Genomic DNA, 14,265 nt, shown 5'->3' with positions numbered 1-14,265 from the left:
AGTCCGGACGGCGCGGAACGGGAGAAGAAGACGAAGGGAGAGAGAATGGGAAAGCCTGATCCGCAGGATGATTCTTATGCATTTCTCACGGAGACGGTCCGCCATTCGACGGGAAAAAGAATGCTGACGGTTTCAGCGGTTCTGCTTGTCCTCGCGGGCTTTCTGTTCGGTCTTGCGGTTTCCCGGGTCTTCGAAAATACGGCGGGCGGCCCCGGCGGAGGAAACAGCGGGAATCTCTGTGTGAGGAACGGAGGATCGGCGTTATGCGCGGGATGCGCTTCCGGCACAGAGTCGGACGGAACAACGGCGGAAAACTGCCTCGGAAGTTCCGTGCTTCCATCCGTCCGGACCGAACGGCTGACGAAGGCCGCTGAAAAGGCGCAGCGGTCAGTGGTCAGAGTGACCGCGCTGAAGACGGCCGAGGACTGGTTCAGCGTGAATCATGAGACGGACCGGAACACCAGCGGACTCATCGTCGCCCAGACGGATGACGCCGTCCGGATTCTGACGGACCGGGACATTGTGAAGGGAATGCATACCGTCTACGTCACCTTCCGGGATGGCCGGATGGCGAAAGCCGGGAGGATCCGCAGCTGCGGGCCGACGGATCTTGCCGTGATCGAAGTGAAGAAGAAGGACCTGAAGGCGGCAACGCGGCGGAATCTGGTGACGGCGGAGCTGTCCGTATCGGACGCGCTGGCGAGCGGGGATTCGATCGTTGCAATCGGAAGTCCGTTAGGGTATAGTGATTCTGTCGCGTTCGGCGAGCTCACATCCGTCACGGCAGACGCGCAGGCGGTGGACGGAGAGTACCGGCTCTATGTAACCAGCATCATCGGCAGCGGCGACAGCAGCGGTGTGCTGGCTGACCGGGACGGTCAGATCGTCGGATGCATTTCCCGAAAATATACAGCGGAAGGCGTGCAGGTCGTGACGGCGGTCCGGATGGCGGACCTCATCGACACGATCCGGAAACTGACGGACAACGAGCCGGTCGGATACACGGGGATCACCGGAGAAAGCGTCACACGGGACGTGTCGGAGACGGTCGGCGTACCGGAGGGCGTTTTTGTGCGCTCGGTGGAGTCCGACTCGCCGGCGCTGGAGGCGGGCATCGCGAAAGGCGATGTGATCACGGCATTCGACGGAGCGGACGTGCGAAGCATGGCGCAGATCCGGGACAGCATCCTGCGGCACAGCGCGGGTGATGCGGTGAAAGCCCGGGTGCTGCGGCGCGGAGTCGACGGCTATGTTCCGTTTACCTTCACCATTAAGATAGGAGAGAACCATTGAAATTCATCAGCGAGCTGCATGAGGGCGGACGGATTCAGGACGTCTATCTCTGCAAATACAAGCAGTCAGCCGTCACGAAAAACGGCCGGAATTACGAGAATGTTATCCTTCAGGACCGCACCGGCCAGCTGGACGCGAAGATATGGGAGCCGAACTCCGACGCTATCGGCGAGTTCGAGCCGCTCGACTACATCTATGTCGCGGGTACGGTCAGCTCCTTTAACGGCGCGCTTCAGGCGTCCCTCAAGCAGGTCCGGAAGGCGGGCGAAGGCGAGTACATTCCCGCCGACTATCTCCCGGTGACGAAGCAGAACACGAAAATGATGTATCAGGAGCTGATGACGTTCGCGGGGAGTGTGAAGAACCCCTGGCTCTCCCGCCTGCTGCGCAGCTTCTTCATCGAGGACGACGCGTTTGCGGTCTCCTTCACGAAGCACTCGGCGGCCAAGACCGTTCATCACAGCTTCGTGGGCGGACTGCTTGAGCATACGCTTGCCGTGACCCGGATCAGCGCCTACATCGCGGACCATTACCCGGCGGTCAACCGGGACCTTCTGATCACCTCGGCGATTCTTCACGACATCGGCAAGACGAAGGAGCTCTCCCTGTTCCCGACCAACGAGTATACGGACGACGGTCAGATGCTCGGGCACATCACCATCGGCGCGGAGATGATCCATGATCACGCGTCGCGGATCGAAGGCTTCCCGCCGCTGCTGGAGACGGAGCTCAAGCACTGCATCCTCGCCCATCACGGCGAGTACGAGTACGGGTCACCGAAGAAGCCGGCCCTCATCGAGGCGCTGGCCCTCAATCTCGCCGACAATATGGACGCGAAGCTGGAGACGATGGCCGAGGCGCTGGAGAATGCATCCGCCGGCGATGCCTGGCTCGGCTACAACCGCTTCTTCGAATCCAATCTCAGAAAGACGGATGAAGTGGAATCATGAAGAAAAATGACATCGCCGATGTGGCGATCATGGATTTTACAAAAGAAGGAGACGGGATCGGCCACCTTGCGGCCGATCCCGGTGAAGAGGGTATAGGCCGTTCCGGCGGCTATACCCTCTTTGTGAAACACGCAGTCATCGGTGATCGCGTGCGCGCTGTAATCACGCGCCCGAAGAAGACTTACGCCTATGCCGCGGTGCAGCAGATTCTGACGCCGTCGCCGGACCGCGTGCCCGCCGCCTGCCCGTACGCCCGCCGGTGCGGCGGCTGCACCCTGCAGGAGTACGCCTACGACGCTCAGCTCCGATGGAAGGAACAGTACGTCCGGAATGTGCTGGAGCGGATCGGCGGTTTCACCGATCCGCCGGTGCGGCCGGTGCTCGGTATGAAGGAGCCGTACCGATACCGCAACAAGGCCCAGTATCCCGTAGGACTGGCGGCCGGGCCGGGCGGCGCGCCCGAGCCAGCCGCCGGATTCTACGCGCCGCGCAGCCACCGGCTGATCCCTGTCGGCGACTGTCTGCTGACCGACCCGGAAAACCAGAAGGTGAACGACGCCATCCTCCGCTGGATGAAGCGCTTTCGTGTGGCCCCCTATGACGAGGCCGCCGGTAAAGGCCTCATCCGTCATATTCTGATCCGCCGGAACCGGAGCGGACAGCGTCTTGTCTGCCTGATCGTGAACGGTGACCGGATTCCCCATGAAGAGGATCTTGTCCGCGCCCTGACGGCGCTGCGCGGCGTTGTCTCCGTCTCGCTGAATGAGAACCGGACCCGGGGCAACACGATTCTCGGGCCGACGGTCCGTCCGCTGTACGGCGACCCGTGGCTCCGGGATACGCTCGGCGGCCTGACTTTCCGTATCTCGCCCCGGTCGTTCTATCAGGTCAATCCGGAACAGACGGAAGTCCTCTATCGGAAGGCGCTGGAGGCGGCGCAGCTGACCGGACGGGAAATCGTGTACGACCTGTACTGCGGCATCGGCACGATCTCGCTCTTTCTGGCGCGGAACGCGAAGGAAGTGTACGGCGTGGAGATCGTACCCGACGCGATCCGGGACGCGAAAGAGAATGCAGCCGCCAACGGCATTCACAACGCGTTCTTCTTCACCGGAGCCGCCGAGGAGCTTGTGGCGCGCGGCAGCTTCGCGGAGGGCGTTCCCTGCCCGCGGCCGGACGTCGTCGTGCTCGACCCGCCGCGCCGAGGCTGCGATCCGAAGCTCCTTCAGGCGGTCCTTGTGCTCGCTCCGACCCGCATCGTCTACGTGAGCTGTGACCCGGCGACGCTTTCGCGTGACCTCCGGTTCCTTGTCGAAAAGAGCGGGAATGCCTATGAGCTCCGGTCGGTCCAGCCGGTTGATCTTTTTGGGATGACCAGCCATGTCGAGACGGTAGTACTCTTGACCCACCGAAATGTAAAGGCGGATTCCTATGTGGACGTCAGCCTCGACATGGATGAGTACAGGAAGATGACGAACAAAGGCTGAATAACAACAACGGAAAAGCGAGCCTTGAGGGAGAATGTCCCTTAAGGCTCGCTTCACAATCATTGCCGGCAGTAATGGCTCAGTCCTCAGCTGGTGAGTTCCCAAACTCCTCTCGATGGATTCGTGATACGCCCTTTATTCTTTAATTCCGTGCGGGCCCAGCGCATGCGGTAATTGAATTCAGTATCTGTACCGTTCATCTCCTCGATTTGCAGAAGATCGTCGGAGAGGTTCAATTCTTTTGCCACTTTTTCGTTCATCACCGTAACGGATATCGGATCGGGAGATTTTTCCATCACCTGCAATATGACTTTTGCGAGTTCTGATTTACTTGGTAAGATGTCCACGAAATAGAGGCCTCCTCTTTCTACTTTTTCAGATGCGCTCTGTGGTATGCCATATATACGTCCATAGCGGGCGTCATTGTGATTTTCGGAATTGATGGAATTCCAAGCTGCGTTTGCTCTGACGCAGACAAGGTCGGAGATACTATGACATCCCCTGATGAGTCAAAAGAAATCAGGTGCTTGTCGAACAGCGCATCGTGATGAGCGCAGAGCAGCAGGCCATTGTTTTCATCTAATTTTTCCGTATTGCTTGCAACAGACCATTCCTTAATATGACTTGCGACAAGCATGCTCTTTGTTGAAATAGAGCATAGAGCACATTTGCATGAATACTTGTTCAGCAATAATTCCTTAAAATATCCTTGGCCGACTCTTTGCTTAGTTACAGCATCTTTTTCTGTATCTGTAATTTTTGACATGCTGGCGAGAATGTCATCTACAGACCGAATTGTCCGGGCTTTCTTGTGGCTAGTCGTCGCCCTCTTTACAGTTGTAGCCAATGATGAGGAAGGGGTTCCAGATGGAAGCTTATTGCTCGCTGTGACGAGATCAATGTATGTGCCAAGGTATTCAGGGAGAAATGTGAATATCTTGTCTTTATTCCTGTTAAAACAGCTATGGATTCCTTCGGTAATGGCAGCCTGTAAGTCCTCGACATCGACATATACAGATCTTTGGTGCGGGTGTGTAGCGTAAAATAAAAGTACCCGGAATCGGAAACAAAATTCCCCAGTTTCAGAAGGGGAAATCCCCGAAATCGGAAAGGGACATGTTGTAGCAAACAAACCAATCATTTATCCTTTGTCTAAGCACGACCAAAGGCAAAGGAGGAAAGGAAGATGCTGACTATGTCCCAAATCAATGATATCAGAGATTTGAGCCGAAAGGGATATGGGATTTCCAAAATATCATCCCTCACAGGAAAGGATCGCAAGACGATCCGTAAATACCTTGAACAAGACGACTTCTCACCGGAGCCGCCTGTGGCGAAATCCAGAACATCCATCGTCACGCCGTACATTGATATCATCACGGAATGGCTTGAGGAGGACCAGAAACACTGGTCCAAGCAGCGGCATACTGCCAAGCGCATCCACGAACGCCTGCAGGAGGAATACGGTTTTACCGGAAGCTATGATTCTGTCCAGAAATTCGTGCACAGAATCCGGACCGATATCCAAACCAAAGGAACACAAGAACTCGTCTGGGAGCCCGGCTGCGCACAGGTTGACTTCGGAGAGGCGGATTTCAATGAGGATACCGAATGCGTCCGCCGGAAATACCTTACCGTATCCTTCCCATTCAGCAACGACGGATATAACCAGGTATTTCGGGGCGAAACTGCCGAATGCGTCTGCCAGGGGCTTCAGGATATCTTCAACTACATTGGGGGTGTCCCTTCGCTTCTTGTGTTCGACAACGCAACCGGCGTTGGCCGCAGGGTCATGGATAAGATCCATGAGACCGAGCTGTTTGCCCGGTTCCGTGCCCATTACGGGTTCCGTATCCGGTTCTGCAATCCGCATGCCGGATACGAGAAGGGCAACGTCGAGAATAAAGTAGGTACAAGCCGGCGGAACCTGTTTGTTCCTGTTCCCACATACCACGACATCGAAGAGTTCAACCGCGGCCTTCTTGGCCAGCATGCAAAGAAAGCGGCAGAAGCCCACTATAAGAAGGGCACTACGATATCAGAGCTCTTTGAAGAAGATAAGAAGCATTTCCTCCCGCTTCCGGCAAAACCGTTCAATGTATGCCGGTATGAGACCTGCAAGGCCGACGGATATGGAAAGATCTGCCTTGATGGCAGACATTTTTACTCCACCAAGCCCGAAAACCACAACCAGAAGGTCATGGTCGGCATCCGCGCCCATTACATAGACATCCTGGAACCAAACGGCGGTCTTCTGGTCCGCCACAGGCGTCAATATGGGGAAAAACGTACCGATCTTACGGATTACAGTACATCGCTTGAGATGCTCTCAAAGAATATCGGTGCCTGGCCGAACAGCGGATTTCGGAAGGACGCACCGGAACTGATCCGGGAGTACGTTGACAGCCAGCCCCGTGCAGGGCGCAAATCCTGTATCCGGATGCTAAGCAGCCTGTCAAAACAGTACGGCTATGAGGCAGCTGTAAACGCGCTGGAGCTCGCCATCAAAGGCAACAGTGTCAACAAGTCGGATACCGCCATTCTCGCGGCGCGTATCACCGGATACGGCATTGATACTCCGCCGGAACCCGGCCCGTCACTTGTTGTTTATGACCAGGCCTTTCTGCCCAACCAGGCCACAGACAAGGAGGCGGCATCATGATCACGGCAATCGCCAGAACTGAGATGGAAGAAAGCATACAAGCCTGTTGCAAGTCCCTGTTTCTTACTTCCGCGATCCCGGAGTTCATCAAGGAAGACGGCACGCCGAAGCAGATCGAATATCTTGCGGCTGCCCTCCGAAAAGAAGTTGTCCGCAGGGACGAGAACAAGCGCGAACGTCTGGTCAAACGCGCCCGGTTCCCGGTTTATAAAACGTTCGACGGATATGAATACCGCTGTGTAAAACTTCCGCCGGCGCTATCCAAAGAAGATCTGGAAGCTGTCCGTTTCATAGAGCATAAGCATAACCTTGTCCTTTATGGGCCCGTAGGTGTTGGCAAGACCCATATGGCGATCGCCGCCGGCGTGAATGCCTGCCGGAAAGGATACAAGGTGCGCTTTTATACAGTGACGGAACTTGTCCTGAAACTGGCAGAGGCCAGGAAGAATGGAACGCTCGAGAGGCTCCGCAGTGATCTGAACTCCCTTGATCTGCTAATTCTGGATGAGTGGGGATATGTCCCGGTAGACCGTGACGGATCCCAGCTCCTGTTCCGCGTAATATCAGACAGTTATGAGAGCAAAAGCCTCATTCTTACTACCAATCTGGAATTCTCTAAATGGGGCAGCATATTTACTGATGACCAGATGGCCGCGGCGATGATTGACCGTCTTGTCCATCACGGGCATCTGCTCCTCTTCGAAGGAAACAGCTACCGTATGGAGCATGCGCTGATGAAGCAGACGGCACGCCAGCCTGGAGCGGGCGTTGTCAAGGGGACAGACCGCTTGACGTGAAGCGGCCGGGCAGTCCCTGAAAAAGAGGCACAGAAAATCCTCAGCCGCGGAAAACAGTTCCATTCTCTGCCCGACGATGGGCAGGCCTCGGCGGAACCCAGATGAGGAGAAATCATGCCACTTTCCGAAACTGAGGAATTCCCAATACGAAACTGGGGAATTTTCCTTCCGATTTTGGGGATGTATATTGTCAATAGGTAATCCTCAAAATTGTCATCAAAATTCCCTGTTTTTGGAAAGGGAATTCCTTGTTGTTGTCAGGACACGATTTCTTCATTCCGGGGTACTGTCTGGCGCATCAATGCATGCTGCATCCGATAACTTTTCCCGTCGAACATGATTAAGTGTCCATGATGGACGAGACGGTCAATCATCGCGGCAGCCATCTGTTCATCCGTAAAGATGCCTCCCCATTTTGAAAATTCGATATTTGTGGTCAGAATCAGACTCCTGCTTTCGTAGCTGTCCGATATCACCTGAAAAAGCAGCTCGGATCCATCCCGATCTACCGGCACATACCCCCACTCATCGAGGATCAGCAGGTCCTGTTGGTTAAGAGTTGTTCTCAGGCGCTCCAGCGTACCGTTTTTTCGCGCCTCGGCGAGTTTCAGAACCAATTCAGTCACCGTATAGAAACGCACCTTATAGCCTTTTTTGCAGGCCAGTACGCCTGCGGCGATTGCCATGTGTGTCTTCCCAAGCCCCACTGGTCCATAGAGAACCAGGTTCTGCTTCTTTTCGATGAAAGAGACATTTAACAGATCCTCTTTTGCCAGAGCTGGAGGCAGTTTGGTTTGGCAAAAGTCATAGCCATCAAAGGTTTTATAAACGGGGAAGCAGGCTCGTTTGATCAGCCGGTGGATGTGATTGATCTCCCGATTTTCGATTTCCTTTTTGAGGGCATCGCGCAGATACTCGATCTGCTTAGGGGTACCATCCGTCTGGCACATTTCTGGGATTGCTGCCGTGAAAAACAGTTTTTTGCAGTAACCGTTGATGTCGTCGAGTATCCCGGTCTGTTCCTTTGCTGTCATCATGATGCCTCATCCTCCCTTCCTGGACCCAAAAACGCCCTATCATACACTTCTAAAGATGGTCCTGACTCCGGAGGAGTATCAATACCATACAAGCCCCTGTCTGGCGCGGAGGAAAAAATCTACGAGAAGATCTCTGACATCACAATCTCAATGCGGGCGGAGGATCACCTGAGGATGCCGGAACTTGTCTCCTCACAGTGGAAGGTTTCCATGTCGGATTCCGAGAGAAAAACATATGAGGCGATGAAACGGGACCTTGCTGTTCAGATGAAGGACGGAGAGGTCACAGCCGCGAATGCGGCGGCTCTGACCGGGAAGCTGAGCCAGCTTGCGAACGGGGCTGTCTATACCGACACGGGCGAGGTCACGGTCCTTCATGACCGTAAGCTGGATGCCCTGGAGGACATCATCGAAGCAAGAAACGGGAAACCGCTTCTCACGGCCTACTGGTTCCGGCACGATCTGGAAAGGATTGAGCGGAGGCTTTCAGAACGGAAGATCCCGTTCGAGCGGATCGACTCGGACGAAAGCATCCGCAGGTGGAACGATGGGAAGATCGCTGTCGGGCTCATCCATCCGGCAAGCGCGGGACACGGGCTGAACCTGCAAGGGGCAAAAGACGGAAACTGCATCGTCTGGTTCGGAATCCCGTGGAGCCTGGAACTCTATACCCAGACCATCGATCGAATCTAAAGCAGAAAGCCCAGGGACAGTTCCCCGGGCTTTTTTCGTGGAACAGGACGGTGACATCATTGCCTGGATTTCCGAAACATCCCTGCGCTGAGCCGGGATGCCCGAGGCTCGTACCTCATGGAAAGAAATACTGCGATGAACATGCGGCATTGCATGCGAACGATGACAGGCAGACGGCAGCACAGCGCGGATATGACGCGAAGTGGCAGAAGGCAAGGAAGAGATTCCTGGCCGTTCATCCGCTCTGTCAGAACTGCCTGAAGCACGGCCGGTATGTGAAGGCGACCGTGGTCGATCACAAGGTTCCGCATCGTGGGGATCCGAAGCTGTTCTGGGACGAGTCGAACTGGCAGGCACTCTGCAAGAAATGCCACGACGAGAAGACGGGCAGATACGACAGTCACCCCGAATATCGTTACTGATTCGAGGATGCATTTTTCCTCGTGCGAATGAACACGCGCGTGAACAAACGGGGAGGGGCGTGGGAAATCTCTGTGAGGTGTCCGCTCCAAGACCGGCGTGCAGTCATTTACACGAAAAATCGATTTCATTTGGGGTATATGGCCCTGGAGGCGGGAATATGGCGAAGGACGGCACACGGCGCGGAGGAGCGCGGGCCGGTGCCGGACGGAAAAGAAAGGCACTGGCCGACAGAATAGCGGAAGGACAGCAGGCAACTGTCATCGATCTACCAGAACACCATCTTCTTCCCGATCGGTGCCCCGAACGATGCCTATGCGCAGTATTTTATCGGTCAGAGCTATCTGGCACCGGTCTCCACCGAGCAGGTTCCTGTATTCAACGTGACCTTTGAGCCGGGATGCCGCAACAACTGGCATATCCATCATACAAAGAACGGTGGCGGACAGATGCCGATTTGTGTCAGCGGCAGGGATATTACCAGGAGTGGGGTAAGGATCCAGTAGAAATGACGCCTGGTACCGTGATCAACATCCCGGCAAATGTGAAGCACTGGCATGGTGCGGCTCCCGACTCCTGGTTTTCGCACCTGTCTGTCGAGGTGGCCGGTGAAGCAACCAGTGCGGAATGGCTGGAAGCCGTATCTGAGGAAGATTACTGCAAACTGAAGTACCGAAGTATGCAATAGACGGATTCATCACCAGCCTGACTGGCATCACAAACGAAATGGTGGCGGACAAGTCGCCTGTCAAAGATGTGAAGGGAGATGTCCTCGCGTTTGATTATTCCGGACTCCCGGCCCATCCTGGTCGCAGTTCAGTGCAGCCCTGCCGCGCTTCAGCCCATTTGATGCAATCCGCAATTCAGCCCATGCTGGCCGCTGATCAGCACAGCCGCAAAGGTTCGTCCTTTTGTTTGTTCCTTCGTTAGAATTACAAGTGGAGCGCAGCTCCAAAACCAACGAAGGGAGGCCAGAAAAATGGCCAGAAAAATCAATGTGAAGCTCATCATGGAGCTTCGGGATGCCGGATTGTCACGAAGTATGATCGCATCCACAAGAAGAAAGCGCTGCATAGCGAAGAGCTGATGAAGGCAATCGCTGAAAGCTCACGAAGCTATGAGGACATCCTCCGATACATCAAGGGTGATCCGTTGAAAGACGAAGAATGAAACAGGTAAAATCCAGAGACTGCAAAGAAGACCGTTATATGAGTTTTAGTTGCAAAATATCTGGAAGTTCACATTCCAGTGGCAGGAAAAGACGGTTGAAATGAGAAATTATACGAATCTAATTATTGTTAGATAAAACAAACGATGGTATTATTTTGATGAGCAGAGCGTTGCTCATCAAACAAGTTTTGCATGAGCGGAGCGCAGGAAGACCTGTTCTCCGCTTATTCTATTTGCACGCAAAGAAAATGGACTTAAATGTATTGGAAGACTCTGTATGGCGGCAGCGTTCTCTAAAGGAGGATAACGACAAATGGGATTTTTGAAGAAATATTTCAGTCAAACGCGTAAGCCGGAAGGTTTGCCGGGCAAAATCATGCTCAGCACTATGAATTCCGGTCACGCGAAGCTGGCGGACTGGGGGATGGGACATTTGTCCGAAATCTCACCGAAGGAAATCATTGAGCTTGGCTGCGGTGCGGGACGTAACGCTGGAGAACTGCTGAAACGTTATCCGGCCGCCAAGCTGACAGCGATCGACTACTCACCGCTTTCCGTTGGAAAAGCGGCGGAATATAACAAGGCAATGATAGGCAGCGGACGCTGCAGGGTGCAGCAGGGCGACGTGTCGGACTTGCAACTCGAAGAAAATCGGTATGACCTTGCCACCGCCTTTGAAACAATTTACTTCTGGCCGGGGCTTGAAAGATGTTTTGTGCAGGTGGCGAAGATTTTAAAACCGGGCGGATACTTCCTTATCTGCAACGAATCGGACGGCAAAGATGCCGCTGGCAAGAAGTTCGAGGGCATCATCGACGGCATGACCTGTTATACCCTGGGGCAGATCGAGGATGCACTGAAAACGGCAGGCTTTTCGGAGGTCGCTACCGACCATCATCCGAACAAACCGTGGATCACGGTCCTGGCAAGAAAGTGAGCAAGTGCCATGAAACAAAACAATTTTTACTGGTCGCTCTTTGCACCCATGATCAAGAACAGCATAAAAAGCGTTTCGGCGCAGGACTTGCGGATCAGGCTATTCATAGAGGCAAGGCGGAGTACCGCACACTTGTCGCCGAAGCGCCGGAGTTAGGATGCGGTAACCCGATGGCATCCAACGCCTATTTCGCCTACGTCTTTGTGGGCGCGTGGCTCGGTACGGAGAAAAAGCTCACGCCGGAGGATATGGGACTCGTCATGACCGATGTGCTGAAAAGGGTCAGGTTCTTTTTCAGCATGACCGACATGAACAGGACACCCGAAAAGTGGTATCGTGACATGAAAAAATACGAGAAATGGTACGATGCCGGAAACGGCGAAAAGTACCCCACAACCTGGAAAGTCCATTTCGATGAGGGCATTCACCGGGACGGCAGCTTCTATTACTTTTCCGCTTGCCCGATTTGCAGCTATCTGACCGGCAAGGGAATGGGAGAGATCATGCCTGCCCTGTGCGCAACCGATCCTGTGATGTTTGAGTATCAGCACGGGAAATTACACCGGGAGCATACAATTGCAGGCGGCGATGCGGCCTGCGACTACTGGATCGTGGGCGATAAGATTGACAATCCGCGGTAGGAGGAGGCACGGGATAATACTTTGGAGCTGCTTTTATTTTGTCTTCTGTTTACAGGAATGGAGGCAGGCAATATGAAATCAATCCATATGGAATTGGAAACAGATGGTTTTGAAGGTTGGTTTTTCTCATCTGGGGATTCTGATCGCTGTGTTATCACACTGGTTGATTCAGAGGGAAATAATATCGTGAACAAAGCCCTCGCCAGGTGGTTTGGCAAACATGGCTGCTGTTCTCTCGGTCTCGGAAAATGGCAGGATCATGCGCAACGTGACGGCCTGCACGAATGGCCGCTCGAATATTTTGAGAAAGCGATTGATTGGTTAAAGAATAAAGGAAGTGAAAAAATCGGTGTTTATGGAATTTCCTTTGGCGGCAATATGGCATTGATGGCTGCTTCCTTATATTCTGATATTACGTTCACCGTTGTCTGTGAAGCAATTGATATCGTCATGGAAGGCTTCGAAGAAGGGAAAAAGGAAGGCATGAGTGAATGGTGCTGCGGCAAATCCACATTTACTTTCCGGGGAGAGGCCTTGCCATACCTGCCCTACGGGCTTACAGAACATCAGTATTATGACAGGATTGTGAAAAGCTGTAAGAAGCACCATGAACTGCGCTCCAGAGAGTTATTTCAGCATGCGGAAAAACAGGAGGTTCCGGAGAATTGTTTTATCCCAATTGAACGAATTCACGGCAGATTGCTTGTCATTGCGGCAGCAGATGATTCCATGTGGGAATCGGACAAATATGCCAGGCGCATGGAGCAAAGACTTGCATCTCTTCCCCATCCATCTGAAGCCAAAGCTGTGATCTATCCATATGGCACCCACCTGCTGCTTCCGTACAGCGCCGGGAGAATCGGCCCTTTTGATATCGCTGCCCTCGCTGTTAAACTGTTCCGCTCAGGCAGAAAGAATGGCAAAGGATGCAAAGAAGCCAGAAAGCGGCTTGACACTCTGTTAGCGGATGAAATCAGAAAGTGGTAAAGGGCGAATGTGATCTCGGATATTATGGCTTACGGTTGATGCGGTAGGAAGAACCTTCCCTGGGCGAAGATACAGGAAAATGCCAGAATGAGACATTGTGAGTCGTTTACACTTTTTACGGATTGCTTTTGCCAGATGCTTGTAGCCTGCCTGCAGACGGATGATTACGCCAACATCCGTGACGCACAAAGGGCGCCAATTCGAAGATATCAATACAAGGAGACATGATGCTATGAGCAGGAAAGATGAAATCAAATCAGCCTATAAGGATTTAGGAAAAGCGCACAGCTTTTATGACGGACAGATGCTTGGGACTACCTGTATTGGAAGATGGATGCTGAGGCATGTCTGGAGGATGACAAAAGAGGATGCTCTGGAGTATGAGGCCAGGTCTTTTGAAGCGATCCCCGCCGGCTTTTCGGGCAGGCTTCTCGAGGTGCCGGTAGGTACAGGCGTTATTTCCATACCGGTTTTCAAAACACTGCGGAATGCCGATATAACCTGCCTGGATTATTCTGAGAAGATGATGGCGGCGGCAAAACAGCGGGCAGAGACAATGCGGATTATCAACATAACATTTCAACAGGGAGATGTCGGGGCACTGCCGTTTCCGGATGAATCCTTTGACGTGGTTGTATCGTTAAACGGCTTTCATGCCTTCCCGGATAAAGAGGCGGCTTACAGGGAAATGTATCGCGTCCTGAAGCCCGGCGGCATCTTTACGGGGTGCTTTTATGTTGAGCAGGCGAACAGGCATACGGACAACATGATCCGTCGCTTTTATATCCGAGCCGGATTTTTTACACCGCCATTTGAAACAGTAAACAGCCTTCAGAAGAGGCTTTCCGGAATGTACAGTGAAGCTAAGGTAAGTCATGTGCAAAGCATTGCTGTCTTTCAGTGCAGGAAATAAAGATTGTAGATTCTGAACTGAATACCAGAAGGGAGTTAAATAATACTTTTCCAACCGATGAGACTATATAACAGCCTATACGAAACCAGTTTTTTGGTTGATTCCTATATTTTCGTTCCTGGCTGGCCCGTTTCAGCCAGATATAGTGACAAAAATCTCTCTTTTCGACACTAAGCACCTTGAATCATGTCGACATTTCAGGCATGCCAATCTTGAAATATAGTCTAATATGTACTGTTATCAGACTATACAAAAGGAGGCCTGTTATGCCGATTCCA

Annotated in this window: 14 protein-coding genes and 1 pseudogene; 12 read left to right on the top strand and 3 right to left on the bottom strand. The window is 53.2% G+C overall.

What is annotated here, in order from left to right; all coding sequences use genetic code 11:
* Positions 1–45 precede the first annotated feature (45 nt).
* The 3 genes from G4C92_RS04415 to rlmD are packed head-to-tail and all read left to right on the top strand — an operon-like array spanning position 46 to position 3,730.
* Positions 46–1,293, top strand: coding sequence for a S1C family serine protease (locus tag G4C92_RS04415; RefSeq protein ID WP_274941383.1), 1,248 nt, complete (start codon positions 46–48; stop codon positions 1,291–1,293).
* A complete protein-coding gene (locus G4C92_RS04410) occupies positions 1,290–2,243 on the top strand; it encodes a 3'-5' exoribonuclease YhaM family protein (protein WP_274941382.1) in 954 nt (317 codons plus the stop codon). Before G4C92_RS04415 ends, G4C92_RS04410 begins: the two co-directional genes overlap by 4 nt.
* Complete coding sequence (rlmD, locus tag G4C92_RS04405; RefSeq protein ID WP_274941381.1) at positions 2,240–3,730, top strand: 23S rRNA (uracil(1939)-C(5))-methyltransferase RlmD; 1,491 nt, start codon at positions 2,240–2,242, stop codon at positions 3,728–3,730. The genes G4C92_RS04410 and rlmD overlap by 4 nt, the downstream gene beginning before the upstream one ends.
* A gap of 86 nt (positions 3,731–3,816) precedes the next feature.
* On the opposite strand, the gene G4C92_RS04400 is transcribed toward rlmD, so the two are convergent.
* Positions 3,817–4,077, bottom strand: coding sequence for a winged helix-turn-helix domain-containing protein (locus G4C92_RS04400; protein WP_274941380.1), 261 nt, complete (start codon positions 4,075–4,077; stop codon positions 3,817–3,819).
* A 20-nt stretch (positions 4,078–4,097) separates the two neighbouring features.
* Positions 4,098–4,862 (bottom strand): HNH endonuclease signature motif containing protein, encoded by a 765-nt coding sequence (locus G4C92_RS04395; RefSeq protein ID WP_274941379.1) that lies wholly within the window; start codon positions 4,860–4,862, stop codon positions 4,098–4,100.
* 54 nt (positions 4,863–4,916) lie between these two features.
* Between G4C92_RS04395 and istA the strand changes: the two genes are divergently transcribed.
* Complete coding sequence (istA, locus tag G4C92_RS04390) at positions 4,917–6,392, top strand: IS21 family transposase (protein WP_330654753.1); 1,476 nt, start codon at positions 4,917–4,919, stop codon at positions 6,390–6,392.
* Positions 6,389–7,189, top strand: coding sequence for an IS21-like element helper ATPase IstB (istB, locus tag G4C92_RS04385; protein WP_274939922.1), 801 nt, complete (start codon positions 6,389–6,391; stop codon positions 7,187–7,189). The genes istA and istB (G4C92_RS04385) overlap by 4 nt, the downstream gene beginning before the upstream one ends.
* A 257-nt stretch (positions 7,190–7,446) precedes the next feature.
* Here the strand turns inward: istB (G4C92_RS04385) and istB (G4C92_RS04380) are convergent, their stop codons facing one another.
* Positions 7,447–8,226: an IS21-like element helper ATPase IstB gene (gene istB / locus G4C92_RS04380; protein ID WP_274939770.1), complete on the bottom strand. Its 780-nt coding sequence runs from the start codon at positions 8,224–8,226 to the stop codon at positions 7,447–7,449.
* Positions 8,227–8,400: 174 nt separating this feature from the next.
* On the opposite strand from istB (G4C92_RS04380), the gene G4C92_RS04375 reads away from it, so the two are divergent.
* The 7 genes and pseudogenes from G4C92_RS04375 to G4C92_RS04340 all read left to right on the top strand — a co-directional run bounded on the left by G4C92_RS04375 (position 8,401) and on the right by G4C92_RS04340 (position 13,987).
* A complete protein-coding gene (locus tag G4C92_RS04375) occupies positions 8,401–8,919 on the top strand; it encodes a helicase-related protein (protein WP_330654789.1) in 519 nt (172 codons plus the stop codon).
* A 149-nt stretch (positions 8,920–9,068) separates the two neighbouring features.
* Entirely contained in the window at positions 9,069–9,341 is a 273-nt protein-coding gene (locus G4C92_RS04370) for an HNH endonuclease (protein WP_330654788.1), read from the top strand.
* A 285-nt stretch (positions 9,342–9,626) separates the two neighbouring features.
* Positions 9,627–10,027 (top strand): annotated as a pseudogene (locus G4C92_RS15065) (cupin domain-containing protein); the annotation flags it as partial.
* A gap of 795 nt (positions 10,028–10,822) precedes the next feature.
* On the top strand, positions 10,823–11,446 hold the full coding sequence (locus G4C92_RS04355; RefSeq protein WP_274941377.1) for a class I SAM-dependent DNA methyltransferase: 624 nt from the start codon (positions 10,823–10,825) through the stop codon (positions 11,444–11,446).
* A 170-nt stretch (positions 11,447–11,616) separates the two neighbouring features.
* On the top strand, positions 11,617–12,087 hold the full coding sequence (locus G4C92_RS04350; protein WP_274941376.1) for an L-2-amino-thiazoline-4-carboxylic acid hydrolase: 471 nt from the start codon (positions 11,617–11,619) through the stop codon (positions 12,085–12,087).
* A gap of 21 nt (positions 12,088–12,108) precedes the next feature.
* Complete coding sequence (locus G4C92_RS04345) at positions 12,109–13,074, top strand: acyl-CoA thioester hydrolase/BAAT C-terminal domain-containing protein (RefSeq protein WP_274941375.1); 966 nt, start codon at positions 12,109–12,111, stop codon at positions 13,072–13,074.
* A 232-nt stretch (positions 13,075–13,306) separates the two neighbouring features.
* Complete coding sequence (locus tag G4C92_RS04340) at positions 13,307–13,987, top strand: class I SAM-dependent methyltransferase (protein ID WP_274941374.1); 681 nt, start codon at positions 13,307–13,309, stop codon at positions 13,985–13,987.
* Positions 13,988–14,265: the final 278 nt, after the last annotated feature.

Origin of the sequence: Chordicoccus furentiruminis (genome assembly GCF_019355395.1) — a bacterium.
Taxonomy (GTDB): Bacteria; Bacillota; Clostridia; order Lachnospirales; family Lachnospiraceae; genus Chordicoccus; species Chordicoccus furentiruminis.
This window is presented reverse-complemented; position numbering and strand designations above follow the sequence as displayed.

What these genes read in the sequence shown, in the direction of transcription:
- G4C92_RS04415 (WP_274941383.1), top strand. Translation starts at nt 46, where the DNA reads ATGGGAAAGCCTGATCCGCAGGATGATTCTTATGCATTTCTCACGGAG.
- rlmD (WP_274941381.1), top strand. Translation starts at nt 2,240, where the DNA reads ATGAAGAAAAATGACATCGCCGATGTGGCGATCATGGATTTTACAAAA.
- istA (WP_330654753.1), top strand. Translation starts at nt 4,917, where the DNA reads ATGCTGACTATGTCCCAAATCAATGATATCAGAGATTTGAGCCGAAAG.
- istB (WP_274939922.1), top strand. Translation starts at nt 6,389, where the DNA reads ATGATCACGGCAATCGCCAGAACTGAGATGGAAGAAAGCATACAAGCC.
- istB (WP_274939770.1), bottom strand. Translation starts at nt 8,226, where the DNA reads ATGATGACAGCAAAGGAACAGACCGGGATACTCGACGACATCAACGGT.
- G4C92_RS04375 (WP_330654789.1), top strand. Translation starts at nt 8,401, where the DNA reads ATGCCGGAACTTGTCTCCTCACAGTGGAAGGTTTCCATGTCGGATTCC.
- G4C92_RS04355 (WP_274941377.1), top strand. Translation starts at nt 10,823, where the DNA reads ATGGGATTTTTGAAGAAATATTTCAGTCAAACGCGTAAGCCGGAAGGT.
- G4C92_RS04350 (WP_274941376.1), top strand. Translation starts at nt 11,617, where the DNA reads ATGGCATCCAACGCCTATTTCGCCTACGTCTTTGTGGGCGCGTGGCTC.
- G4C92_RS04340 (WP_274941374.1), top strand. Translation starts at nt 13,307, where the DNA reads ATGAGCAGGAAAGATGAAATCAAATCAGCCTATAAGGATTTAGGAAAA.